At 32.9% G+C, this 24,125-nt stretch carries 25 protein-coding genes; 7 read left to right on the top strand and 18 right to left on the bottom strand.

What is annotated here, in order from left to right:
* Nucleotides 1-45: 45 nt before the first annotated feature.
* The 11 genes from IEV77_RS00240 to IEV77_RS00190 all read right to left on the bottom strand — a co-directional run bounded on the left by IEV77_RS00240 (nucleotide 46) and on the right by IEV77_RS00190 (nucleotide 11,992).
* The gene (locus IEV77_RS00240; RefSeq protein WP_188460697.1) at nucleotides 46-840 is read right to left on the bottom strand and encodes a neuromedin U; all 795 of its coding nucleotides are present in this window, start codon (nucleotides 838-840) and stop codon (nucleotides 46-48) included.
* Between the two features lie 317 nt (nucleotides 841-1,157).
* Complete coding sequence (locus tag IEV77_RS00235; RefSeq protein ID WP_188460695.1) at nucleotides 1,158-2,252, bottom strand: DUF6515 family protein; 1,095 nt, start codon at nucleotides 2,250-2,252, stop codon at nucleotides 1,158-1,160.
* A gap of 15 nt (nucleotides 2,253-2,267) precedes the next feature.
* Nucleotides 2,268-2,993 carry a DUF2092 domain-containing protein gene (locus IEV77_RS00230; protein WP_188460693.1) on the bottom strand — a complete coding sequence of 242 codons (726 nt, stop codon included), beginning with the start codon at nucleotides 2,991-2,993 and terminating at the stop codon, nucleotides 2,268-2,270.
* 168 nt (nucleotides 2,994-3,161) lie between these two features.
* Nucleotides 3,162-3,740 carry a DUF4136 domain-containing protein gene (locus IEV77_RS00225; RefSeq protein WP_188460691.1) on the bottom strand — a complete coding sequence of 193 codons (579 nt, stop codon included), beginning with the start codon at nucleotides 3,738-3,740 and terminating at the stop codon, nucleotides 3,162-3,164.
* Nucleotides 3,741-4,000: 260 nt separating this feature from the next.
* The gene (gene rodA / locus IEV77_RS00220; protein WP_188460690.1) at nucleotides 4,001-5,278 is read right to left on the bottom strand and encodes a rod shape-determining protein RodA; all 1,278 of its coding nucleotides are present in this window, start codon (nucleotides 5,276-5,278) and stop codon (nucleotides 4,001-4,003) included.
* A gap of 6 nt (nucleotides 5,279-5,284) precedes the next feature.
* Nucleotides 5,285-7,210: a penicillin-binding protein 2 gene (gene mrdA, locus IEV77_RS00215; protein WP_188460688.1), complete on the bottom strand. Its 1,926-nt coding sequence runs from the start codon at nucleotides 7,208-7,210 to the stop codon at nucleotides 5,285-5,287.
* The gene (locus IEV77_RS00210) at nucleotides 7,207-7,713 is read right to left on the bottom strand and encodes a rod shape-determining protein MreD (protein ID WP_188460686.1); all 507 of its coding nucleotides are present in this window, start codon (nucleotides 7,711-7,713) and stop codon (nucleotides 7,207-7,209) included. The genes mrdA and IEV77_RS00210 overlap by 4 nt, the downstream gene beginning before the upstream one ends.
* Nucleotides 7,706-8,527, bottom strand: coding sequence for a rod shape-determining protein MreC (gene mreC / locus IEV77_RS00205; RefSeq protein WP_188460684.1), 822 nt, complete (start codon nucleotides 8,525-8,527; stop codon nucleotides 7,706-7,708). Before mreC ends, IEV77_RS00210 begins: the two co-directional genes overlap by 8 nt.
* Nucleotides 8,528-8,535: 8 nt before the next feature.
* Nucleotides 8,536-9,564, bottom strand: a complete 1,029-nt coding sequence (locus IEV77_RS00200; protein ID WP_109309704.1) for a rod shape-determining protein — start codon at nucleotides 9,562-9,564, stop codon at nucleotides 8,536-8,538.
* Nucleotides 9,565-9,802: 238 nt separating this feature from the next.
* Nucleotides 9,803-11,335, bottom strand: a complete 1,533-nt coding sequence (gene purH / locus IEV77_RS00195) for a bifunctional phosphoribosylaminoimidazolecarboxamide formyltransferase/IMP cyclohydrolase (protein WP_188460682.1) — start codon at nucleotides 11,333-11,335, stop codon at nucleotides 9,803-9,805.
* 201 nt (nucleotides 11,336-11,536) lie between these two features.
* A complete protein-coding gene (locus IEV77_RS00190; RefSeq protein ID WP_188460680.1) occupies nucleotides 11,537-11,992 on the bottom strand; it encodes an XrtF-associated fRMsr-like GAF protein in 456 nt (151 codons plus the stop codon).
* Between the two features lie 89 nt (nucleotides 11,993-12,081).
* Between IEV77_RS00190 and xrtF the strand changes: the two genes are divergently transcribed.
* The 7 genes from xrtF to IEV77_RS00155 all read left to right on the top strand — a co-directional run bounded on the left by xrtF (nucleotide 12,082) and on the right by IEV77_RS00155 (nucleotide 17,126).
* Nucleotides 12,082-12,633, top strand: coding sequence for an exosortase family protein XrtF (gene xrtF / locus IEV77_RS00185; RefSeq protein WP_188460678.1), 552 nt, complete (start codon nucleotides 12,082-12,084; stop codon nucleotides 12,631-12,633).
* Nucleotides 12,626-13,054, top strand: a complete 429-nt coding sequence (locus IEV77_RS00180; protein WP_188460676.1) for an exosortase F system-associated membrane protein — start codon at nucleotides 12,626-12,628, stop codon at nucleotides 13,052-13,054. Before xrtF ends, IEV77_RS00180 begins: the two co-directional genes overlap by 8 nt.
* Before the next feature lie 55 nt (nucleotides 13,055-13,109).
* A complete protein-coding gene (locus tag IEV77_RS00175) occupies nucleotides 13,110-13,523 on the top strand; it encodes an HYC_CC_PP family protein (protein WP_229736545.1) in 414 nt (137 codons plus the stop codon).
* Nucleotides 13,524-13,662: 139 nt separating this feature from the next.
* Nucleotides 13,663-13,818 carry a hypothetical protein gene (locus IEV77_RS00170; protein WP_188460674.1) on the top strand — a complete coding sequence of 52 codons (156 nt, stop codon included), beginning with the start codon at nucleotides 13,663-13,665 and terminating at the stop codon, nucleotides 13,816-13,818.
* Nucleotide 13,819: 1 nt separating this feature from the next.
* Complete coding sequence (locus IEV77_RS00165; RefSeq protein WP_188460672.1) at nucleotides 13,820-16,057, top strand: TonB-dependent receptor; 2,238 nt, start codon at nucleotides 13,820-13,822, stop codon at nucleotides 16,055-16,057.
* Between the two features lie 30 nt (nucleotides 16,058-16,087).
* On the top strand, nucleotides 16,088-16,444 hold the full coding sequence (locus IEV77_RS00160; protein WP_188460670.1) for a heavy-metal-associated domain-containing protein: 357 nt from the start codon (nucleotides 16,088-16,090) through the stop codon (nucleotides 16,442-16,444).
* 76 nt (nucleotides 16,445-16,520) lie between these two features.
* Nucleotides 16,521-17,126, top strand: coding sequence for a hypothetical protein (locus tag IEV77_RS00155; protein WP_188460668.1), 606 nt, complete (start codon nucleotides 16,521-16,523; stop codon nucleotides 17,124-17,126).
* An 87-nt stretch (nucleotides 17,127-17,213) separates the two neighbouring features.
* Here IEV77_RS00155 and groL read toward each other — a convergent pair whose 3' ends face one another.
* The 7 genes from groL to miaB all read right to left on the bottom strand — a co-directional run bounded on the left by groL (nucleotide 17,214) and on the right by miaB (nucleotide 24,005).
* The gene (gene groL / locus IEV77_RS00150; RefSeq protein ID WP_188460666.1) at nucleotides 17,214-18,842 is read right to left on the bottom strand and encodes a chaperonin GroEL; all 1,629 of its coding nucleotides are present in this window, start codon (nucleotides 18,840-18,842) and stop codon (nucleotides 17,214-17,216) included.
* Nucleotides 18,843-18,966: 124 nt separating this feature from the next.
* Entirely contained in the window at nucleotides 18,967-19,242 is a 276-nt protein-coding gene (locus IEV77_RS00145) for a co-chaperone GroES (protein ID WP_188460664.1), read from the bottom strand.
* Nucleotides 19,243-19,390: 148 nt separating this feature from the next.
* Complete coding sequence (secG, locus tag IEV77_RS00140) at nucleotides 19,391-19,756, bottom strand: preprotein translocase subunit SecG (protein WP_188460662.1); 366 nt, start codon at nucleotides 19,754-19,756, stop codon at nucleotides 19,391-19,393.
* Between the two features lies 1 nt (nucleotide 19,757).
* Nucleotides 19,758-20,708 (bottom strand): DUF8458 domain-containing protein, encoded by a 951-nt coding sequence (locus IEV77_RS00135; RefSeq protein WP_188460660.1) that lies wholly within the window; start codon nucleotides 20,706-20,708, stop codon nucleotides 19,758-19,760.
* Between the two features lie 4 nt (nucleotides 20,709-20,712).
* On the bottom strand, nucleotides 20,713-21,219 hold the full coding sequence (locus tag IEV77_RS00130; protein WP_188460657.1) for an LptE family protein: 507 nt from the start codon (nucleotides 21,217-21,219) through the stop codon (nucleotides 20,713-20,715).
* Nucleotides 21,220-21,227: 8 nt separating this feature from the next.
* On the bottom strand, nucleotides 21,228-22,490 hold the full coding sequence (locus IEV77_RS00125; protein ID WP_188460656.1) for a sigma-54 interaction domain-containing protein: 1,263 nt from the start codon (nucleotides 22,488-22,490) through the stop codon (nucleotides 21,228-21,230).
* A 69-nt stretch (nucleotides 22,491-22,559) separates the two neighbouring features.
* Nucleotides 22,560-24,005: a tRNA (N6-isopentenyl adenosine(37)-C2)-methylthiotransferase MiaB gene (gene miaB / locus IEV77_RS00120; RefSeq protein ID WP_188460654.1), complete on the bottom strand. Its 1,446-nt coding sequence runs from the start codon at nucleotides 24,003-24,005 to the stop codon at nucleotides 22,560-22,562.
* Between the last annotated feature and the right edge of the window lie 120 nt (nucleotides 24,006-24,125).

Raw genomic sequence — 24,125 nt, 5'->3', positions numbered from 1 at the left:
TATTATTCAAAAACTTTAAGTTTGATTTTATTGTTAGCAAACATGTTATTTCGATTTCAAAATAAAAGTTGCTTGTGCTTGGATCAACCAATCGGCTTCCGTAGGATGAGCCACATATTTGAAAAGGCCTGCTTTAAGATTAATTGGAAGATATCTATTATGGGTTATTAACTTTCCGGCTCCAGCACCTAAGGGAATGGTCCATTGTTTGTTACTTGTTGCATTCCAATCTGCTGTAATAATTGGGTTAGAATAAAGGTACCAACCATTGTTCAAATTTTTGGATAATATGACTTGCGTGTATAAATAATTAACATCTTCTGTATTACTAGGTCCAGCAACAGAAAAGAAATTCTGGAGTAATAAACCATAAGTAAAACCATTGTTTTGTTTTAAAGCAATAACTGAAGGTCCAATAGAAAATTTATTAAAACCTAACTTATTATTTACTGCGGGAAGCATAAAAGCAGGTCCAGCTCCCCAAGTAAATTCACTTTGTTTTGTGGGTGTAATGGCTCCAAGAAAGGTAATGTTTCCAAGTCCGTTTTCATATCCTGTTTGTGTAGCGACATTCATAACTGGGATAATGGCTTGGGTTATCAATAGCCATTTTTTTGATAATTGTACAGGAATAACAGGTTGAAAATTTACAACATTCGAATTATTCTCATTTGTAGACAAGTTGTAAATAATAGGAAAGCTAGCTATGTTGGCGATGGGATTCTGGATTTTATCTTCCAGACTTTGCCCATCTTCAGCATCTGCACTAGTTCTGTTTTCTTGAGCGCTGATGCATGTAATAAGCATAACACTAACTGCAAATAGTAAGAGTTTTTTCATGTAGTGATTTTTTAAATTAAATTAATAACTTGTTTTAAATCAGACTTAAAATTCGTTTCTTAAAGAGAAAAATTAGTATGAACTTATATAAAGATACTTAAAATTGTTAATTAAATTATTAAAGAATAATAAATATGATCTTTCTAAACTTTTAAAAATGAGGGCTTAAACTAATTGTTATATGCCTGAAGAGACTCCTGAAAATTAGAATTAACTTATTCTTTATATAAATTCTAAAAAAATATTTTGTTAGGTATAAAAAAAGCATTGAATATTAATTCAATGCTTTTTGTTTTATTAAGGTTGTAATATCTTTTTTATTCCTTCTTAACCTCTACAATTTCGTACATGTCTTTGCCATCTACTTGAATTGGTTGGTAGTAAGTTTCTCCAAATTGAACATAAGTAACATCTCCAATTTTTATTTCATCACCACCTTCTGGAAGGTTAGGAACAATAGTTCCCGCCGTTGCTGGTACCACAATATAGCCTTCTTTATTTTGCTCGTAAAAAGCGCCACCATAGTAATAGTTGGTTGTGTTGTTTACATCTACTTTTTCAGCTTCCTTGGGTATATCTGATACTTGGGCTCCAATAGGAGCTTGAACAGCCACAAAGCCATCAGCGGTTTTTAAATAATAGGTTCCGTTTTCGTAATGGTATTCATCTTTACTATTGTCGTTGCTGTCGTCAATTATACTCACAATAATAGCTGTAGTAGCCATAGTTGCTACAAAATAACCCCAAGGGTGGTAATAGGGTCCCCAATGGTATGGTTGATATGGATGATAATAATAAGGTCTGTGAGCATAATAATGGTAGCCTCCATAGTGGTATGGCGGTCTATAATAATGTGCATGACTAGGATTTACATATGTGTTTCTAGTATTTACAGTTAAGTTTCTACTATTATCAATATTTATGTTGCCGTTATTGATGTTATTACGATTGCCTCTATTACCCGTATTAATGCTATTGTCTTGAATATTAGAAGTTTTTATATTTCGAGTATCTAGCTTAGGGGCTGCATTATTGCCAGATTTATCAGCAATTTTGGTTTTCCCAGTTGTAGGTCTATTGGTGGTAGCAGGTCTCGTACTTCTGTTAGGAACGTTATTTGTAGAAATATTTCTAGTCGTACTTTTATTATGGCCTCCATTTATTGTATGAGATGGAGTTCTATTAGTAGTAGCTGGTCGCGTGCTAGTAGTTGGTCTACTTGGGGTTCTATTTGTAGTGGCTCTATTGTTAGTTGCAGGTCGGGTTGTAGGTCTAGACATGGTGTGTCCGCCACCGCCTCTTGAAACACTATGGCCCATGCGTTGTGCTGTAATTTCAGAAGGAAGGATAAGTGCAATAAAAACTACAAGAAGTCCTAGAATATGTTTGATGTTATAATTATATTTTGTCATGATGTTTTCGTTTTATTACTTTTCCATAATGTTAATTAGTCTTGCTTTAGGGGGAGCAAGAAAAGAAAATGCCGATTCTGGAATTGTTGGATTTATTAACCAATTATCAAATGTCGATTCATATTGAAGATTCGATTTATCTTTATAAGTTACTATAAAATGCTTAGGCAATAAAAATGTTTTATTTGAAATCCACATTTGCACATTCAGTGTTTCATTTACAGCCAAAATATGATAACATTCTTCTCCCTTAACCACTTTTTTTCCTAAATAGGTAATAGAATCAAATTGTTCTATCATGTCGTCTGTAAGACTAGGATAAAAGAAATCTGCTGCAGGAAAATCAAAATCGAAGTTTTTATGCATGGTTTCAATCATTTCAATAGTTGTATCTGGAACTTCTAATGTAACATAATTGTTTTCATCATAATTGTAATAGGTAACGTAAGTTCCATCGTACCAAAAGCCAGTTTTACCTTTTGTTCCATCAGTTCTAACTATAAGTTTGTCAGGACCAGAAAAAGTAATGGTACTTGTCGAAAATTGGGTGACAATATTATCTTGGTGATCTAATTCATCAATCGAATTACTTAAGTCAAAAGTTACAGATTGTAAATTCCCTATATTATCGCTCATTTGGTCTAAAATAAAAATAGCCGTAGAGTCCATTGTTTTTGCTTCTTGTGAATGTCCTACTAAAGACATTAAGAACAAGCTAATAGTAATAATCGTGCTTTTCATAATATGATATTAAATATTAGATATGGTAATCTTTTTGAAAAAAAAAATATTAAAAGAAAAGAGACATATCAATTCTTTTAATATTTCTTATAATAGTAAATATAGACTTTAAATTTTAATTTAAAATTAAAGGCATCAATTTATTAAATTCTAAAAAATCAATGGCACTTAGCTTTTAAGCGGTGCAACTGGGAATTTTTTCATTAATTTGCTCATCTTTTTAGGGATAGTTTTATCTCTTTTAGAAGCATTTGTTTCAATATCTGATGTCATATCACCTTGCCAAATCATGCTTTTGCTAGTACTATCGTACATGTCAATTATTAAGGTTCCAACATTATAGTTGGTTTCGCTTACATTTGTTGAAGCAGATCCCATTCCCATTCCTATTCCTCGAGCATAACCCCAACGTCCAGCATATCCCATACCACCATTAAAATTAGTATAGGCTGTATAATCTGTAGCTTGTTTAATAGTCAAATAAAGTGTAACTGCTATTTCACCACCAGTCTCTACTAATGTTATACCTCTTGATTCCAGTTCGCTTTTAAGAGCATCCGTAATGCGCTGTTTATCAAATGGGTTTAAAAGTTGATCACTGTTTTTTGCCCAGCCTTCTAGAGAATACGTTTTGTATTTATTGAAATCAGTGCTTTTGTCATAATCAGCGTTAACTTGTGCGCTAATATTGCTTGTTAGGAAAATAGTAAGTAACAAGAAACTTAATTTTTTGAATAAACTTTTCATAATTTTTTTTTATTATATTAAAAGGGTGTTTTACTGAATTAAAAGTACAAAAAAATCTTATAATCTAGATTAATTGTTTCAAAAAGTACATTATTTGTGATTTTTAAGTTCTTTCAAAATTTATTTAATGTGATTTTTCAGCTTATTCCAATTTTTTTAGAAATACTGAAAAACAAAAACAGAATTAAAATTCTGGCTTTTTTATCATTACAAAAACGGTGCCATTTTAAAAAAGCACATCTTTATTAAGATGAAGTTAACTACCACTCATTAATTCTATTGGAATCTAGTTTGATAAAAATGAAGAGCAAAATAGTAAATGCCCAAAGCCCAGAACCACCATAACTAAAGAAGGGTAGCGGAATACCTATGGTTGGAATAAGCCCCATAACCATACCTATATTAATCATAAAATGGAAGAAGAGAATGGAAGCGACACTGTAGCCATAAACGCGACTGAATTGTGATTTTTGTAATTCGGCTAAATGCAGAATTCGCAATAAAAGGAGAACAAAGAGGACTACTACAAATACGGTTCCAGCAAACCCCCATTCTTCGCCTACGGTACTAAATATATAATCTGTATGTTGTTCTGGAACAAATTTCCCCGTGGTTCTTGTGCCTTGTAGAAAACCTTTTCCGGTTATTCCTCCGGAACTTATCGCTTTTTCAGATTCGTAAAGATTATACAGAATATCGCGTCGCATGTCTGCAAGTTTATCGGGATCGTTTTCCAATCTTAGCCATAGACTAATTCGATCTTTTTGATGGGCCTGCAACATGTTATCGTATAAAAATTCAACTCCAAAGCTTAAAATAATACAGGCTAGAATAGTTAATATTGTTTTAATAAAAGCCGGTTTTTTGCGTCTGGTAAAGTGATATCCTAAAATGACAAGGGTAATAATAATACTAGTAGTAATATCCCCAAATTTTAAAGAACCAATAGAAATGAATGCAAGCAACGTGGCAATTATTAAATATATTTTAGGTAAACCTTCTCTGTAAAACACAAAAAAGAAAGTGGCATAGACTAGGGCGCTTCCCGTGTCATTTTGCAAGATTATTAAAATAGCCGGAATAGCAATAATTATAAAGGCCTTAACTTGATCTTTAAAGTTTTTTAGGTCGGTTTGTAAATCGCTTAGAAATTTTGCAATAGCTAAAGACGTAGCTGCTTTAGCAAATTCACTAGGTTGTAGCGTCATACCTCCTATTCCATACCAAGAGGTGGCTCCATTAACATTTTTTCCTGCAATAAAAAGCCCTACTAATGAGAGCATAGAAATAATGTAAATAACCCCAGAAAACCGTTCATAAAACTTGGAATCTATTGAAAGGATGAGGATTATTAATAAAATCGTTAAGAAAATAAATATAAGCTGTTTCCCGTAAGGCTGAGAGAAATTAAAATAATCTACGGTTTCTCCAACATGAGAGGCAGACAAAATGTTTAACCACCCAAAACCAACAAGAAGCATGAAAATAATAATACTAATCCAATCGAATTTGAAGTGTCTGTTTGTTTCTCTATACATGTTAAATTACTGTAATGCTTCAATTTGTTTTTTTATCTTATTGGAATCTTCTGTTGGAATAACTTGTAAAGTTGTACCTCTATTAATTTTAAAAGGTTCTCCTGAATAAGGTTTGGCGTATTCATTTTCGAGACTATGAGTAAGGATCCAATTTTCCATGTCATTTCTTGTAATCTCACCATTAATATATTCTTCAATCATTAAGCTAGCAATTCTACCTGCAAAACGACTTCCCCAATAACCATTTTCTACAAAAACGGCAATGGCAATTTTCGGGTTGTCTTTTGGAGCAAAGGCTACAAAAATAGAATGGTCGGTTAATTGAGTTTTTACACCATCAATTTTCACAAAATTTTCTACAGTACCAGTTTTTCCACAAATCTCTATTCCTGGAATTTGTAATTGACTAGCAGTACCATATTTATAAACATTAAACATACCTTCAATAACTGGTTCAAAATGTTGCTTGTCTATAGTCGTGTAATTTGGAGTTGTGTACTTTATATCTATAGTTTCATCTTTTATATCTTTGATAATATGTGGCGTATAGTAAAAACCTCTATTTGCAATGGCAGCAATCATGTTAGCTAATTGGATAGGTGTGGTTGCAACTTCTCCCTGTCCAATAGCATTGGACAAAGTATAAGTGGAGTAGAACGTATTAGGATAAATATGCTTATAATAATCTCTGTCTGGGATTCTTCCTTTTTGGCCAACGTACAAGTCGTTATTCAAAAAATCTCCTAAGCCAAAACTTTTTACATGCTTACTCCAAATGTCTATTCCAATGGAAGCATTTTTCGGATTGTCTAAAATACGTCTGTAAATTGTGGCAAAATAAGCATTACAGGATTCTTGAATACCATGAATCATGTCATTTCTAGTGCCTACTCTACAATGGCATTTCATAAATCGGCTTCCGTATTTATAACCAGCATAACAGGTTACAGTTTCTTTGGTGGAGATAACTCCTTCTTGTAAGGCAACTAAGGCATTCATTAATTTAAAAGGAGAGCCAGGTTCGTATACACCTTGTAAACTTCTGTTAAATAGTGGTTTTGCGATAGAATCATTATAAAGTTTAGTGAAATTTTTAGAACGATCTCTTCCTACCAATAAATTAGGATTGTAGGTTGGAGCAGCAATCATAGTTAAAATTTCTCCAGTACTTGGTTCAATGGCTATAATTCCTCCACGTTTATTTTGCATTAACAATTCACCATAAGCTTGAAGTTTTGCGTCAATGGTTATCGTTATGTCTTTTCCTTGTTCTGGAATGGTGTCATACACGCCATTTTTATAGGGACCTATGTTTTTATTAAATCTATCCTTTTGAATAAACTTGATGCCTTTTACACCGCGTAATGTATTCTCATAAGACGCTTCAACTCCCTGTTTTCCAACTAAATCCCCCATATTATAATAAGGGTTAGTTTCAATTTGATAAGGGGTGGCTTCAGCAATATAGCCTAATACATTGGCACCAATAGATGTTTGGTAATCTCTTAAAGAACGTTTTTGGATGTAAAAACCTTCATATTTTCTCATCTTCTCCTGAAGCGCGGCATAATCTTCCTTGGACAGTTGTGGCACAAATACAGAAGGTAATCTTGGAGAATAGTGATAGGCCTTTTTATAGAATTTTCTGAATTGTTCAATATCAATTTTTAAAAGAGAGCAGAATTCTAGAGTATCTAATGGTTTTACTTCACGAGGAATTACCATCACATCGTATGATGGTTGGTTTGAAACTAAAAGTTTTCCGTTTCTGTCGTAAACAAAACCGCGTTTTGGATAGTCGTAAACTTTTCTAATGGCGTTATCGTCGAATAAACTATGCTCTTCTAAGTTGTAAACCTGAAGATAGAAAAGCCTAGCAATAAAGGTAAGGCCTACTAAAATGATGATTATAAAAAGTAAAAATTGTCTCATTTATTTCTCCTGCTAAAAATTATAGTTGTTAGCACACATAATATAATAGTAAATATACTGGAGAATAACGTGTATTGAAGTGTTAAAATTATTTTAGAAAAGTTAAAAATTTCTAAGGCATATAAAACGAATTGATGTACTACTGTTAAAATAGTGATGTATGTAAGTTTTGAGCCAAATTCTACATTCCCAAATTTCATTGTTTGATGATCATAAACAGCGCCAAAAGAAAATTTTAAAACAAAAGGTCTTATAAAAGCAATGGTAACAGCAGCGGCAGCATGCACACCTCCGGAATCCATGAACATATCTATGGTTAAACCTAATAGGAAACTTACAAAAATAAAAATAACCCGATTGTTTTTTAAAGGGTATAGCAGGATAAATAGAATGTATAAAGACGGATTTATATAGCCTAAAAAATTAATATGGTTCAATACTAATACTTGGAACATAGCAAGAATTATAAACCTAAAAGTATGTGTAAAAATAAGACTATTCATTCGTGTTGTTAATTAGCTTATTTATTTCGTTTGAGTCTTTATTCTCAATTATATACACATGTTCCATGCTTGTCATATCGTTAAATAATTTTACGTGAATGACATAATAATTTTGAGCCGTATCTAGATTGAAACTGTCAATGGTTCCAATTGGAATGTTTTTTGGGAAAATGGATGAGCGTCCAGAAGTAATTATAGTATCTCCAATTTCAATTGGAGCTATTTTTGGGATCTCGGTTAATTGCACCAAATATGGCGATTTCCCATTCCAAATTAAAGAACCAAAATGATTCGATTTTTTCAATTGCGCACTAATTTGGCTACTGGTGTTTAAAACAGAAATAACCGTAGCGTATTTTTTACTCGTGTTGTCTATAATTCCAACCAAACCTTCTGAAGAAATAACCCCAAAATCCTGCTGGATACTATCTCTTCTACCTTTGTTTAACAACAACACGTTATTGCTTAAAGAATAACTATTTTTGATAACGATGGCAGGGGTGAATTTATAGGAAATTCCCGAATAGGTTGTATCTGTAAAGCTTCTGTTTAGAGAATCGGTGGTATTATATAACAAAGACTTTAAATCGTTGTTTTCTTTCTGAAGTAATTCGTTTTGTTTTTCTAAGTGAATGTATTCACTCACATTATTTACAGAATTATAAATGCCTCCTGACAAAAAATTTGCGGAATTTATAAATTTACTTTTATGATACGAATGCGATTGAATAGTGAAAACAAAAGCAAGGGAAAACAACAATAAGTATAACAAAAACGATTTGTTTCTTATGATGAAGTTTATTATTTGCTGCATTTGTTAGGCTATTTTATCAACACGCTTTTGTATTTAGGTAAGTTTTTTAGAGTGATTCCTGTGCCACGTACAACAGCTCTTAATGGATCTTCTGCAATGTAGACAGGTAAGTCTGTTTTTTGAGACAAACGCTTGTCTAAACCTCTTAACATAGATCCTCCACCAGCAAGGTAAATACCAGTATTGTAAATATCTGCGGCTAATTCTGGAGGTGTTTGTGACAAAGTTTCCATAACGGCATCTTCAATACGTAAAATGGATTTATCTAATGCTTTTGCAATCTCTCTATATGAAATTTGTACTTGCTTAGGTTTTCCAGTAAGTAAATCACGTCCTTGAACGCTCATATCTTCTGGAGGAAGCTCTAAATCTTCAGTTGCGGCACCAATTTGAATTTTTATTTTTTCGGCAGTACGCTCTCCAACATATAAGTTGTGTTGTGTACGCATGTAATAAACAATATCGTTTGTGAAGACATCACCAGCAATTTTAACCGATTTATCGCAAACAATACCACCAAGTGCAATAACAGCAATTTCTGTTGTTCCTCCACCTATATCAACAATCATGTTTCCTTTAGGTTGCATAATGTCTACACCAATTCCAATAGCTGCGGCCATTGGTTCGTGAATTAAATAAACTTCTTTTCCGTTAACACGCTCAGCACTTTCTTTTACAGCACGCATTTCAACCTCTGTAATACCAGAAGGAATACAAATAACCATGCGTAAAGCAGGAGTAAAAAACTTCTTTTTTAAAGCAGGAATATTTTTAATAAACATGCTTATCATTTGTTCACTGGCATCAAAATCTGCAATTACACCATCTTTTAGTGGCCTAATGGTTTTAATATTTTCGTGAGTTTTTCCTTGCATCATGCTGGCTTCTTTACCAACAGCAATAATTTTTCCAGAAATTCTGTCTCTGGCAACAATAGAAGGACTATCTACAACCACTTTATCGTTATGAATAATTAGTGTGTTTGCAGTTCCTAAATCGATTGCTATTTCTTCGGTTAAGAAGTCAAAAAATCCCATGTGCTACAGTCGTTTATTTGAGGGTTGTTAATCTTATCTTGTAAATGTAATAAAAGTTATGCAATAAATATCTTTGCTTTTCTTATTGATTTTCAATATTTAATGAGATACTCAATTATTAAATTATACCAATCCCATTTCGAAATTTAAATTTCCATTTTTCAACGATAAAAATGCTTCGTTGCGGTATGTTTTGAGGTCTCACTTTCATGATGAGATCCCCATTTTCATGGGGATGTTAATGTTTAAAATGACGCGTTCCTGTAAACACCATGGCTAGATTGTTATCATTACAATAATCGATGCTTAACTGGTCTTTAATGGATCCGCCAGGTTGTATTACAGCCGAAATCCCTGCATTATCTGCAATCTCCACACAATCTGGGAACGGGAAAAAAGCATCACTTGCCATAACAGCTCCCTTTAAATCGAATTTAAAAGATTGCGCTTTATGAATGGCTTGATTTAATGCGTCCACACGACTTGTTTGTCCTGTACCACTAGCACATAACTGTTTGTTTTTAGCTATTACGATGGTGTTCGATTTGGTATGCTTGCAAATTTTAGATGCAAATATCAAATCTTCTAACTCGTTTTCTGTTGGTTTATTGTTTGTAGCATAAGATAAATCTTCTAGAGTATCTGTTTTAGAATTTCTGTCTTGAACTAAAACGCCGTTTAAACACGTTCTTACGGTTGTTTTAGGGAATTCGAAGTCCTTTAAAACAAGCAATATTCTATTCTTTTTACCTTTTAAAATAGCTTCTGCATCAGTTGAAAACGATGGCGCAATCACTACTTCACAAAATAATTTATGAATTTCCTCTGCAGTTGCTAAATCAATTTCAGTATTACTTATTAAAACACCTCCAAAAGCTGATACTGGATCTCCAGCCAAGGCATCTACATAAGAATCTAATACGGTTTCACGTTGTGCAAACCCACAGGCATTATTATGTTTTAGAACGGCAAAGGTTGGAGCCTCTCCTTTAAACTCGTTTATTAAATTAACAGCCGCATCTACATCTAAAAGATTGTTGTAGCTTAATTCTTTACCATGAAGTTTGGTGAAAACATCATCAAAATTCCCGAAGAAAAATCCTTTTTGATGTGGGTTTTCGCCGTAACGCAACACTTGAGCTTGTGTTTCGCTAATTTTTAAAGTAGCTATTTCATTATTTTTATTGAAATAATTAAAAATAGCTGAGTCGTAATGAGAAGACACATTAAATGCTTTGGCAGCAAAGTTTTTTCTGTCGTCTTCAGAAGTATCTCCATTTTTAGTTTGAAGTAATTGTAATAACTCGCTATAATCATCAACAGAAGATACACAAACTACATCTGCGTAATTTTTAGCTGCGGCACGAATTAATGAAATCCCTCCAATATCTATTTTTTCAATAATATCTTGATTACTTGCTCCAGAAGCAACGGTTTTTTCAAACGGATATAAATCAACAATCACTAAATCGATTTGAGGTATTTCAAAGTCGATTAATTCTTTCGCGTCACTTTCGTTATTTTGTCTGTTTAAAATACCACCAAAAACTTTTGGGTGTAATGTTTTTACACGTCCTCCAAGAATAGAAGGGTAGGAGGTAACATCTTCAACTGGAACTACAGGAATACCTAAATCTTTAATAAATTTTTCGGTTCCACCTGTAGAATAAAGGGTTACGTTTTGTTGGTGTAATTGCTTTACAATAGGTTCTAATCCGTCTTTGCTAAAAACAGAAATTAAAGCCGATTTAATAGTTTTTTTGTTGCTCATTTTAGTTGTGTTGTGTGTGTGGTCATTCTTTTTAAAATGAAATTATTTCAAAAAAAAATGTTAGTTGTTGTTTATGAGTGCAAAAGTACTAATTAAAAGCAAAAATGAAGCTCAAAGACATCTTGAAAATGAGATGATTTTTTAACTAAATAATGAAGTTGTTAACATTGAAGTTTGAATCAAAAAATTTACACCTAGAATTTAAAGTATTTCTGATACTTTAGCACAAACAAATTCCAAAAAGCGTTCGTCTTCTTCAGTAAACGGGTCTGGTGTGTTCGAGTCGATATCTATTTGTCCCATATTTTCACCATTCACAAAAATGGGGATTACAATTTCCGCTTTCACAGTAATGCTACAAGCAATGTAATTATCTTGCGCAGCCACATCGGGTACTACAAAGTTTTGGTTGCTAACAGCTACTTGGCCACAAATACCTTTTCCAAAAGGAATAATGATATGATCTGTAGGTTCGCCAACATAAGGACCGAGTTTGAGTTCGTTTTTATCGCCATTTTTAAAATAAAAGCCTACCCAATTGTAATGTGGGATTTCAGATTCTAAAAGTTCGCAAATGTTTTTTAAGCGTTCATCAACGGTTTTTTCTGTTGAAGAAATAAGGGATTCTACTTGTGGTTTTAGCGATATAAAAGTCATTGTTCAAAAATTTTGGACAAAAGTATTTAAAAACCACCATTGTATCTTGTATTTTGTATAATTTTAACGTCGTACTTAAACATTATTTTTTGAAAGAACTCATTATAAAATATAAATCGGTCCTTAAGTTTATTCTAACCTTTCTTTTGGTGTATGCTGTTCTAACTTTTTCATATAAATTGTATTTGCAATATGGCTCAAGCGAGACTTATTATCCAGATTATATGACAAATTTGGTAGCCAAGCAAAGTAGAGAAATTCTTGAAAGTTTAGGGTATCAAGCGCAAGTGGTTCCTCATGCAACAGAGCCTACCATGAAATTGATTATTAATAATAAATATGTTGCAAGGGTTATAGAAGGTTGCAACTCTGTTAGTGTTATCATTCTGTTTGCATCTTTTATAATTGCTTTTACAGGAAAAATTAAAACCACCTTTTTATATGTCTTGGCAGGAAGTGTCTTGATTTATGTGGTCAATTTAATTCGTGTCGTTATTTTGTCCATAGGTTTGTACCACTATCCGTGGAGAAAAGATATTTTGCACACGGTTATTTTTCCAGCCATTATTTATGGGATGGTTTGTTTACTTTGGCTATTTTGGGTGAATCGTTTTTCTAATCACAAGGAGAGCCATGAATAAAGTGATGAAATATATATCGTTTATTGTTTTAATAGGCTTATTGGTTCTTATAAGAATCTTTGAGGTGCAATTGTTTTACGATCCTTATTTAACTTTCTTTCAAAATGATTATTTATATATAGATTCGCCAAGACAAGAAGTTGTTAAGTTGGTTGCTTCTACAACGCTTCGTTATGTTTTGAATACAATCATTTCTTTAGGAATTTTGTTTGTACTCTTTAAGGATAGGAGTATTCTTAAGTTTTCGGTTTTAATTTACTCAGTTTCTTATTTCATTTTAATATCCATGTTCCTCTATTTTGTTATAAACCCAAGACAAGAGGATTATTATTTATTTTTTAATGTGAGACGATTTTTAATCCAACCCTTAATTGCTTTACTACTGATTCCCGCTTTCTATTATCACAAACAACGTTCATAAATGTTAATCCTAATGAAAAGATGTTTATCAATTGGTTTTTTTGTAATTTTGCTAAGTGATAAAAGTATTTTTACATAAAACCTTTTCAATAACCATTGCCTGTTTGGTATTGCTTTCAACCCTATCTTTTACGGTTGAAAAACACTATTGTGGCGATAATTTAATTGATGTTGCCATATTTTCTAAAGTTGATAGTTGTATTTTAGATATGGATTCTGAAGCTTTAGTTGCTTTAGAAAAAAAACATTGTTGTAAAGACGAAATTCATATTGTAAAAGGTCAAGATAAATTAAAGAAAACATCTCTTGAAGACTTAGAGTTTCATCAGCAGGTTTTTCTAAGTGCTTTTGTTCATTCTTATTTCAATCTTTTTCAGGGCTTACCAGAATTGGTAATACCTTATAAAAATTACACTCCACCCAATCTGATTGCAGATATTCAAGTTCTCGATCAGGTTTTTATTATTTGATATTTTTTTTCTGCGAAATCGATAAACTTTAGGTTCATCGAAACCCATCTCATCATTAAATGGTGAGTGCAATCTGGATTTTTGCCAATGCAAGAATTCATGGATTAAAGACTAAATATTATCAAATATCATTTCAAAAATGACATATACATATCACATTGCAGGTCTGACTTGCAAAAATGCTGTTAAAGTAATTTTCGGGAAACGCGTTTATGTTTCCAAAGCAGAAGCTATCATAACAGAAGATTCCATCGTTTTAATTATGGTTATTACCATGCTAATAAATTCATTTTAATATGAAAAAAATAGTATTTTTAATAGCCTTACTTCCTCTGTTTTCCTTTTCGCAAGAGACACTTAAAGGGATGATTATGGAAGTAAACGAACAAAATAAACACACTCCTATTACGGGAGCAAATGTGTATTGGTTAGATACAACCGTTGGCTCTGTAACCGATTTTGATGGGAAATTTACGCTTCCCTATAAAATCGAATACAAAAAAATAGTGATCAGTTATGTCGGTTATAAAACAGACACTCTTACGGTTAAAAACACAGATGATATTAATCATTTCTTAGAACCAACTAGCAGTTTAAAGGAAGTTGTTTTAACGTCCAGAAATCAAGCAACTGCCAAGTCTTATTTGTCATCGCAAAACGTTATAAATATGAGTAGCGATGAGCTTTTAAAATCTGCTTGTTGTAATTTATCTGAGAGTTTTGAAACAAATCCATCCATCGACGTTAGTTTTGCTGATGCTGTTTCAGGAACAAAGCAAATAAAAATGTTAGGTTTAACGGGACCGTATATTTTAATTACTACAGAGAATGTTCCTTCCATTCGTGGTGCATCACAAGCTTATGGTTTAAGTTTTGTTCCAGGATCCTGGGTAGAGAGTATTCAAATTACAAAAGGAGCAGGAAGTGTTGTTAATGGTTATGAAAGTATTGCCGGGCAAATCAATACTGAGCTGGTAAAACCAAAAATTGATAAGTCATTATATGTCAATCTTTATGGAGCAAGTAATACCCGATTAGAACTCAATGCGCATTTGAATACTAAGATTTCCGATAAATGGGATACAGGGTTATATATTCATGGAAATATACATAATAAAAAGCATGATGTCAATCATGATGGCTTTATGGATATGCCTATTTATAATCAAATTAACCTGATGAATCGTTGGCAATATACCAATCCCGAGAAAGGTTTAGTCAGCTTTATAAATGTGAAATATTTAGATGACAACAAACAAGGTGGTCAATTAGATTTTGATCCAGATACAGATAAATTAACTACCAATTCTTGGGGAAGTGCTATAGATACTAGGCGCTTTGAGGCCTCGGTTAAACTAAGATATGTCAATCCAAATATTCCATACCAGAGTATAGGTTTTCAATCTGCTTATAGCTGGCATGAACAAGAGTCCTATTTTGGACTTAATGTGTATGATATAACTCATAACAGTCTGTATATAAATGCAATGTATAATTCCATTATAAGCGATTCTAGACATAAAATTAAAACAGGATTAAGTTATACATATGATCATTATAATGAAATGGTAATTAACACACCTTATGGACGTACAGAAGCTTCTATTGGTGGTTTTTTTGAATACAATTATGATAATTTAGACAATCTAAATATTACCGCCGGCCTTCGTGTAGATGAACATAACTTACTTGGACTATTTTTAACTCCAAGATTGCATGCTCGTTATACTCCTTGGGAGAAATCGGCTATAAAAGCTTCTGTAGGTCGTGGTAAACGAAGTGCTAATATTTTTGCCGAAAACCAAAGTATGTTTGCTACTTCTAGGATGATAAACGTCATAAATGATGGAGGCCCCATTTATGGTTTAGACCCTGAGATAGCATGGAACTATGGAATTTCTTTTTTACAAGGATTTAATCTTTTTGGAAAAAAAGCCGATGTTACATTCGATTTTTATAAAACCAATTTCATCAATCAAGTGGTTGTAGATTATGAAGATCCACGAGCCGTGAGTTTTTATAATTTAGATGGTAAAAGTTTTGCCAATAGCTTTCAATTTGAATTTAACTATAATGTGTTTACAAATTTCGATTTGAGATTGGCCTATAAGTATTACGATGTGAAAACACAATATGATTCTGGCTTATTGGAAAAACCATTAACAGCTCAAAACCGTTTGTTTGCCAATGCGTCTTATGAAACAAATTTGCAACAAACTGGAGGGCATTGGAAGTTTGATGTAACCTATAATTGGTTAAGCGAACAACGTTTTTCTTCCACGACAGCTAACCCTGTAGCTTATCAAGTTCCTGAATATTCGCCAACGGTTGGCTCCTTAAATGCTCAAGTAACAAAAGTGTTTTCACCAAGATTTGAAATATATTTTGGCGGAGAAAATATTACAGATGTTAGACAAGAAAAAGCTATTTTAGCATCAGACGATCCTTTTGGATCCTATTTTGATACAACTTTTGTTTATGGATCCATTTTTGGAAGTACCTATTATGCAGGATTACGATTTAATATAGAATAATAAAACAATAACAATTTAAAAATAAAAATTATGAAAAAACTAGGATTATTATTGGTGATGCTTATTAGTTTCACTGCTTTTTCGCAAAACAAAAATGCAAGAGCAACCATGGAAGTAGATGGTGTTTGTAACATGTGTAAAGACCGCATTGAGAAAGCTTGTTTTAAAACAAAGGGTGTAAAATCGGCTGTTTGGGATGTAAACACCCATGAGTTGAAAATTATTTATGACGAAAATAAAACCAATGTTGCAACCATTGAAAACAATATTGCAGCAGTTGGTCACGACACTAAAAATGTTGTAGCAACAAATGAAGCTTATAATAGTGTACATGATTGTTGTAAATATCGTGAAGAGTCTGTAGTAGACGATCATAAAGATGATTAAAAAACTATATAAAAAAGTCCAAATATATGTTTGGACTTTTTTTTTATATTGCAAGTCTAATAACTAACCGATTATCATGAAGAAATTACTTTTAATTTTTACCTGTTTATTATTTTCAAACGTATATTCTCAATCCAATTTTATTATAACTGTTAACGATCAATCCCAAGAAATTTCCTTAGATGAAGATTATGAATTCAAAGTGAACGGAAAGACCATTAAAATTTTGGTAAAAGAAAAGGACACCTTATTTTATAATGATACGTTTTATGATTTTAAATATTCGAAGAATCATAAAGTTTCGAAAACGGCCATTGATGAAGGTATTGAGCAAATCATGTTAATGACTGCAGGTGGTTCTGGAATTATTATTCAGAAGTATGACACATTCGATCCTACCATGTTGCAGGAAATGATGTTAAATGAAGTAATTAAAGAGAGTGTAAGTTATGGCTATACTTTAGAAAGAAAAGATTACGAAAGAACCCTTGAAAGTGGTGAAAAATTGAAAGTTTTAAAAGCCGAATTAGAATATAAAGGTGAATTGGAAGTTTACGAAATTTCTGCAATTGGAAAAAAAGATGAAGGTATTCTTATCATGACCATGAATTTAGGAGGTGATGGAGACAATGAAGGAGAACATATGATTGACTTATTGTGGAGTAGCTTAATTATCAATTAAGTTTTCAAATAAATATAGAATAAAAAAAACGCCTCAAGAAATTGAGGCGTTTTTAGTTATTATAATTTGTGTATTCAAGATTCTTGATTACATCATGCCTGGCATACCTCCACCCATTGGTGGCATAGAAGCCGCATCTTCTTTAATATCTATTAAAGCACATTCTGTAGTAAGGATCATTCCTGCAACCGAAGCCGCATTTTCTAATGCAATACGTGTTACTTTCTTAGGATCGATAATTCCAGCTTTAAGCATGTCTACATAAGTTTCTGTTTTGGCATCAAAACCAAAAGCACCTTTTCCTTCCATAACTTTAGCAACTACTACGCTACCTTCACCACCTGCATTTTCAACAATGGTACGTAAAGGAGCTTCAATAGCACGAGCAACAATTTGTATTCCTGTTACTTCGTCTAAATTTTCAGTTGTTATTTTGTCCAGAACAGATTTTGCTCTTACTAAAGCAACACCACCACCAGCAACAATGCCTTCTTCAACAGCAGCTCTAGTTGCATGTAATGCATCGTCCACTCTGTCTTTTTTCTCTTTCATTTCAACCTCACTAGCAGCACCAACATAAAGTACAGCAACACCACCAGCTAATTTAGCTAAACGTTCTTGAAGTTTTTCTTTATCGTAATCGCTTGTAGTTGTTTCAATTTGAGCTTTAATTTGATTTACTCTAGCTTTAATATCTGAAGCGCTTCCTGCTCCATTTACTATTGTTGTATTGTCTTTGTCAACTGTAATTGTTTCTGCTGTACCTAACATGCTTAAGTCAGCATTTTCAAGAGAAAAACCTCTTTCTTCAGAAATTACAACTCCACCAGTTAAGATAGCAATATCTTCTAGCATCGCTTTACGTCTATCACCAAATCCTGGAGCTTTTACAGCAGCAATTTTTAATCCACCACGTAATTTGTTAACCACTAAAGTAGCTAAGGCTTGGCCATCTACATCTTCAGCAATTATTAATAGTGGACGTCCAGATTGTGCAACTGGTTCTAGTATTGGAAGAATTTCTTGTAAGTTAGAAATCTTTTTGTCGAATAATAAAATGTATGGATTTTCTAAATCGGCAATCATTTTATCAGCATCAGTTACAAAATACGGAGAAAGATATCCTCTGTCAAATTGCATCCCTTCAACTACATCAACGTATGTTTCCATACCTTTTGCTTCTTCAACAGTAATAACACCTTCTTTACCAACTTTTCCGAAGGCTTTAGCAATTAATTCGCCAATAGTATCGTCGTTATTTGCAGAGATTGAAGCAACTTGCTTAATCATTTCAGAAGAGTTACCTACTTTTTTAGCTTGTTTTTCAAGGTCTTTAATAATAGCTTCTACAGCTTTATCAATACCACGCTTTAAATCCATTGGATTTGCACCTGCGGCAACGTTTTTCAACCCTTCTTTTACTATTGCTTGTGCTAAAACGGTTGCGGTAGTTGTACCATCTCCAGCTAAATCGTTGGTTCTTGATGCTACTTCTTTTACCATTTGAGCTCCCATGTTTTCAAGAGCGTTTTCCAATTCTACTTCTTTAGCAACAGTTACACCATCTTTAGTTACTTGAGGTGCACCAAAACTTCTGCTAATAATTACATTTCTACCTTTTGGGCCTAAGGTTACTTTTACTGCATTTGCTAATGCATCCACACCACGTTTTAAACCGTCACGTGCGTCTATATCAAATTTAATATCTTTTGCCATAATGAAAAATTTTATTTAAAATTTTTAAATCTCAAAATTCAAATACTTAATTCCAAAAAGGAATTACTATTATTTGATTGGAGATCATTGGAATTTGTTTTTTTAATTTTTTGGAAATTTGCAATTATATAATTGCAAGAATGTCGCTTTCACGCATCATTAAATAATCTTTTCCTTCAAGTTTAAGTTCCGTTCCTGAGTATTTACCGTAAAGAACAGCATCTCCAACTTTAACAGTCATTGGTTCGTCTTTAGTGCCTTTACCAATAGCCATAACTTTACCTTGTTGAGGTTTTTCTTTTGCATTATCAGGAATGATAATTCCAGAAGCAGTTTTTGTTTCAGCTGCTACAGGTTCAATAAGAACTCTATCTGCTAAAGGTTTAATTTTTAAACTCATATTATTATGTTTTTAATTATATAGTTAATGTTTTCACTTTAGGAGTGTGCTAAAAATGTGCCAATAGAAGAAGCCTGACAAAATTTCATTAAAAAAAAATGCCAACTAATTTAGTTGGCATTTTTTAATTTTTTAAAAGACAATATAATTACTCTGTTTCTGTCTCTGGCGCAACATTGTTAGTTGCTTCGGGAGCAGTAGGAGTAGCAACAGGAGCAGGAGCAACAGGCATTGTTGTCGCATCTATGTCTAAAGCTTTAGAATCTACTACATTTGTTCCTTTGTTGATAGCAACATTAGAAAGTAAGATTAATGCTAACATTAAAGCTGCTAAAGTCCAAGTACTTTTGTCTAAAAAGTCGGTTGTTTTCTTTACACCACCAAGTTGTTGCGTTCCGCCACCACCAAATGATGAAGATAATCCGCCTCCTTTTGGGTTTTGTACCATTATAACTACTACTAGTAAAAAGGCTACAACTACGATTAATGCTAAAAATATTGTAAACGTACTCATATTATTTATTGTTTTGTTCTTGTAATTTTTTTATTGCTTTAATTTGGTCTGCAAAGAAACCACTTTTTTCTGGATATTTCAAACATAAAATGTTGTAAGATTGAATTGCTTTTTTATAGTTTTTTTGTTCCACATAAATTCTGGCTAAAGTTTCTGTCATTAATGATTCTGGTTGAATCATCTGTTCTTCCGCAAGATTGGTGTTATTGCTGGTTAATTGCTTTGGTTTTAATTTAGGATTTGTAGTGATAAACTTATCTATTAAATCGAATTTCTTATTTCTTTCCAACTGCGAATCATCCATAGATATTATGGTTTCAGTCTTATTTGCCTCTAAAGAAGTTGGTCTTTCAATAGGTTTAAAACGGGTTATCTTTAACCATTCGTTAAAGGAATGTGTTTCACTGTGTGTAAATTGTAAAGGTTTTCCTAATTCTAAAATGCTATCTGGTGAAATGTCATCTTTAATAACAGGAGGTTTAGTTACTACTTCAATTTTTTGTGTTTCATCTAAGCTAAAATTTGCAACTTCTTTTAGTTTAATTTTAGGTTGAAATAATTCAGGATCCAGAACACCATCTGTATCTTGTATTTGTTGTTTTAGGATTTCGTCAATAGAGACGCTTTTAGCAACGGAGATATCTTCGAGGTCTACAGTAATCTCTTTTAAATTTGCGGTATTTTGTTTGATGTATTTTGAAATTTCATTTTGAAGAAATTCTTCCGAAGTAATAAAATCGAATAGAATACTTCTATCTGACGTGTAAGCTGCAGTTGTTTTTAATTCCTGGTTGTACTTTATGCTTTCTTTGTTTTTTAAGCCCTTGAGGTATAAAGTTCTAGCCGATTGAAGGTATGGAAATTCTTCCGTAATAGCAAGCAAGGCCGCTGTGTTTTCAGCAGAGATATTTTGCGGATTTTGAAGTATTTCTATAAATGCCTTTTGATTCATTCTCTTACCACTTAGCTAATGTTGCATTAAAAATATCTTGGGTTAAGCGTTCAAAAATAGTTTCGATAGCTGTTATTTTTTCTCCTCCAACCAGATTGACATCTCCTGCATAATCATAAAAGAAAGAGTAGCGTTGTTCCATATCGTCTTCCTCATTTTTTCTATTAAAAAAGCGCACATTTACTGTGATAGTTAGTTTGTTTTGTGCTGCTGTGTTGTCTGCTGTAGCTGTTGTTGGAGAAATACGGTAATCGACAATTTCACCTTCATAAACCAAATCTCCTCCGGAATTCACCAATTCTAAATTAGTTTGATTAAGCAGTAAATCTTGTAAAGCTAGAGTAAATTGTCTGTCTAAACCAGGTTCCACAAAAACGGCATTATTTTTAAAATAGTTAACCTGAAAGCTTTTTGTGCTTGATGGAATAGAAGCTCCAGTAAAAGAGTATGCACCACAGCCTAAAATAGTAAGTGAAATAAGTACTAAAAGTGTAATTTTATATAATTTCATAGTAGATATTATAAGTCGTATTGCTTAATTTTTCTATATAAGGTGCGTTCGCTAATACCTAATTCGGCAGCTGCCAATTTTCTTTTTCCTTGATGACGTTCCAAGGATTTTTTTATTAATTCTAATTCTTTATCATGTAAAGATAGCGTTTCTTCCTCTTCAATTTCTTCAGCAAAATGATATTTGTCTTGTGGTTCTTCTGTAGGGGTTTTGTATTTAGTACTGTTTTCAGCAATAGCTAAAACTTCTAAATCGTCAAGAGCTTCTTCAGTTTGTTCGTCCTCTTCGCCATAAATTTTTTGAATTAAACCTTCGTTTTGTTTTTGAACATCTTTAGCATTGCCATTTTTCATGAGTTCCATGGTCAATTTCTTCAGGTCGTTCAAATCACTTTTCATATCAAACAAAACCTTGTACAAAATTTCACGTTCGTTACTAAAATCGCTATCAGCCTTCGAAGTTTTAATAATGGCTGGTAAATTACTGCCTTCGCTTGGTAAATAGCCTTGAAGCGTTGGTCCACTAATCGTTCTATTTTGTTCTAGAACCGAAGTTTGCTCGGCCACATTTCGTAATTGTCTGATGTTTCCACTCCATCTAAATTTTAAAAGCAAAGCAATGGCTTCGTCTGTTAATTTAATGGTAGGCATTTTATATTTTAGGGCGAAATCGCTAGCAAATTTCCTGAATAATAAGTGAATGTCTTCTTTTCTATCTCTTAAAGGAGGTAAATGGATTTCTACTGTACTTAATCTGTAATAAAGATCTTCCCGGAATTTCTCTTTTTTAATTGCCTCAAACATGTTGACGTTAGTAGCTGCTACTATCCGAACATTGGTTTTTTGTACTTGACTGGAACCTACTTTAAGGAATTCGCCATTTTCAAGAACACGTAGCAAACGCACTTGCGTTGTTAGTGGTAATTCGCCAACTTCATCTAAAAAGATGGTCCCGCCATCTGCAACTTCAAAATATCCAGAACGTGTTTGAGTAGCTCCTGTAAAAGCACCTTTCTCGTGACCAAAAAGCTCACTGTCTATGGTTCCTTCCGGAATGGCTCCACAGTTTACAGCAATATATTTTCCATGCTTTCTATGGGAAAGCTGATGAATTATTTTAGGAATACTCTCTTTACCAACACCAGATTCTCCAGTAACTAATACGGAAATATCCGTAGGCGCTACTTGAATAGCTTTTTCTATGGCACGATTAAGCTTGGCGTCGTTGCCAATAATTCCAAATCTTTGTTTTGTAGCTTGAATTGATTCCATATATTTAATTAAGAATTAAAAGTGAATAATGAAAAATGGTTGTTACTAATTTGGAATAATTATTCATTATTAACTATCCATTGATAATCCTATTGCTACCCCAATTAAGGTTGCGCTGGTGCAATCGTTTATTTTTACTTTTACTAAATCGCCAATTTTGTAATTTTCTTTTGGAAAAACAGCCACACTATTTTGTTGGGTTCTTCCAGACCATTCAGTATCCGATTTTTTAGATTCCTTTTCAATTAAAACTTCTACTACCGTATTTAAGTATGCTTCAGTCCTAATAGCGCCATGTTCGCGTTGTCGTTGTACAATTTCTGCCAATCGACGTTTTTTTACATCCTCAGGAACATCGTCTACCAACTTGCGTTCTGCCATAGTTCCCGGTCTTTCGGAATAGGTATACATAAAACCGAAATTGTATTTTACATAGTCCAATAAACTTAAAGTATCTTGATGATCTTGTTCTGTTTCTGTCGGGAAACCAGCAATTAAATCCTGACTAATAGCACATCCCGGAAGGATACGTTTAATATTATCTATTAAAGCAAAATATTCTTCGCGTGTATGTAAGCGATTCATTTCTTTTAAAATCCTGTTACTTCCACTTTGGACAGGTAAATGAATGTGCTTGCAAATGTTGCTGTACTTTGCCATAGTTTCAATAACATCCAAAGTTAAATCTTGTGGATTTGATGTTGAAAAACGAATTCGCATTTTTGGATATGCTTTGGCGCACATATCTAATAAATTGGAAAAATTAACGGCTGTTGCTTGTTGTAAATCGCTAGCTTTTTCGAAATCTTTCTTCAAGCCGCCACCATACCAAAGGTAACTGTCTACATTCTGACCTAAAAGTGTAATTTCTTTAAAGTCTTTAGTCCATAAATCGTTTATTTCTTCTAAAATACTTTGGGGATCCCGACTTCTTTCGCGACCTCTCGTAAAAGGCACCACACAAAATGTACACATGTTATCGCAGCCACGGGTAATTGAAACGTAAGCTGTAACACCATTACTATTTAAACGTACTGGCGAAACATCTCCATAGGTTTCTTCTTTAGAAAGAATCACATTTATGGCGTCTCTTCCGTCTTCAACTTCTGCAAGTAAATTGGGTAAATCTTTATAAGCATCGGGACCTACAACTAAATCTACAATTTTTTCTTCTTCAAGGAATTTACTTTTTAAACGTTCTGCCATACAGCCTAAAACACCAACTTTCATTTTTGGATTGATACGTTTTACAGCATTATATTTTTCAAGTCTTTTTCGAACAGTTTGTTCTGCTTTATCACGAATAGAACACGTGTTTACTAAAACCAGATCTGCCTCTTCAAGGTTTTGTGTTGTGTTGTATCCTTGATCGGAAAGTATGGAGGCTACAATTTCGCTATCGCTGAAATTCATAGCGCAACCGAAACTTTCTATATAAAGTTTACGGGTATTTTGTTCTTTATTTTCTAAAACGAGACTTTCGCCTTGTTTGCTTTCGTCAATAACCTTTTCCATATTTAAAATAAAAACTATTTTAAGTCAATTTTCATGCCTGCAAAAAGAAGCAATTGCAAAGATACAATTATTTTAAGCAAAGTGACAAAGTGACAGTGTGTTAAAATTGCTCTTTCTAAT

This window comes from Xanthomarina arctica (assembly GCF_014638915.1).
In the GTDB taxonomy this organism is placed as follows: Bacteria; Bacteroidota; Bacteroidia; order Flavobacteriales; family Flavobacteriaceae; genus Xanthomarina; species Xanthomarina arctica.
Note: the sequence above shows the minus strand (reverse complement) of the source record. Positions and strands in the feature narration are given on the sequence as shown.

What these genes read in the sequence shown, in the direction of transcription:
- IEV77_RS00240 (WP_188460697.1), bottom strand. Translation starts at nt 840, where the DNA reads ATGAAAAAACTCTTACTATTTGCAGTTAGTGTTATGCTTATTACATGC.
- IEV77_RS00235 (WP_188460695.1), bottom strand. Translation starts at nt 2,252, where the DNA reads ATGACAAAATATAATTATAACATCAAACATATTCTAGGACTTCTTGTA.
- IEV77_RS00230 (WP_188460693.1), bottom strand. Translation starts at nt 2,993, where the DNA reads ATGAAAAGCACGATTATTACTATTAGCTTGTTCTTAATGTCTTTAGTA.
- IEV77_RS00225 (WP_188460691.1), bottom strand. Translation starts at nt 3,740, where the DNA reads ATGAAAAGTTTATTCAAAAAATTAAGTTTCTTGTTACTTACTATTTTC.
- rodA (WP_188460690.1), bottom strand. Translation starts at nt 5,278, where the DNA reads ATGTATAGAGAAACAAACAGACACTTCAAATTCGATTGGATTAGTATT.
- mrdA (WP_188460688.1), bottom strand. Translation starts at nt 7,210, where the DNA reads ATGAGACAATTTTTACTTTTTATAATCATCATTTTAGTAGGCCTTACC.
- IEV77_RS00210 (WP_188460686.1), bottom strand. Translation starts at nt 7,713, where the DNA reads ATGAATAGTCTTATTTTTACACATACTTTTAGGTTTATAATTCTTGCT.
- mreC (WP_188460684.1), bottom strand. Translation starts at nt 8,527, where the DNA reads ATGCAGCAAATAATAAACTTCATCATAAGAAACAAATCGTTTTTGTTA.
- IEV77_RS00200 (WP_109309704.1), bottom strand. Translation starts at nt 9,564, where the DNA reads ATGGGATTTTTTGACTTCTTAACCGAAGAAATAGCAATCGATTTAGGA.
- purH (WP_188460682.1), bottom strand. Translation starts at nt 11,335, where the DNA reads ATGAGCAACAAAAAAACTATTAAATCGGCTTTAATTTCTGTTTTTAGC.
- IEV77_RS00190 (WP_188460680.1), bottom strand. Translation starts at nt 11,992, where the DNA reads ATGACTTTTATATCGCTAAAACCACAAGTAGAATCCCTTATTTCTTCA.
- IEV77_RS00180 (WP_188460676.1), top strand. Translation starts at nt 12,626, where the DNA reads ATGAATAAAGTGATGAAATATATATCGTTTATTGTTTTAATAGGCTTA.
- IEV77_RS00170 (WP_188460674.1), top strand. Translation starts at nt 13,663, where the DNA reads ATGACATATACATATCACATTGCAGGTCTGACTTGCAAAAATGCTGTT.
- IEV77_RS00165 (WP_188460672.1), top strand. Translation starts at nt 13,820, where the DNA reads ATGAAAAAAATAGTATTTTTAATAGCCTTACTTCCTCTGTTTTCCTTT.
- IEV77_RS00160 (WP_188460670.1), top strand. Translation starts at nt 16,088, where the DNA reads ATGAAAAAACTAGGATTATTATTGGTGATGCTTATTAGTTTCACTGCT.
- IEV77_RS00155 (WP_188460668.1), top strand. Translation starts at nt 16,521, where the DNA reads ATGAAGAAATTACTTTTAATTTTTACCTGTTTATTATTTTCAAACGTA.
- groL (WP_188460666.1), bottom strand. Translation starts at nt 18,842, where the DNA reads ATGGCAAAAGATATTAAATTTGATATAGACGCACGTGACGGTTTAAAA.
- IEV77_RS00145 (WP_188460664.1), bottom strand. Translation starts at nt 19,242, where the DNA reads ATGAGTTTAAAAATTAAACCTTTAGCAGATAGAGTTCTTATTGAACCT.
- secG (WP_188460662.1), bottom strand. Translation starts at nt 19,756, where the DNA reads ATGAGTACGTTTACAATATTTTTAGCATTAATCGTAGTTGTAGCCTTT.
- IEV77_RS00135 (WP_188460660.1), bottom strand. Translation starts at nt 20,708, where the DNA reads ATGAATCAAAAGGCATTTATAGAAATACTTCAAAATCCGCAAAATATC.
- IEV77_RS00130 (WP_188460657.1), bottom strand. Translation starts at nt 21,219, where the DNA reads ATGAAATTATATAAAATTACACTTTTAGTACTTATTTCACTTACTATT.
- IEV77_RS00125 (WP_188460656.1), bottom strand. Translation starts at nt 22,490, where the DNA reads ATGGAATCAATTCAAGCTACAAAACAAAGATTTGGAATTATTGGCAAC.
- miaB (WP_188460654.1), bottom strand. Translation starts at nt 24,005, where the DNA reads ATGGAAAAGGTTATTGACGAAAGCAAACAAGGCGAAAGTCTCGTTTTA.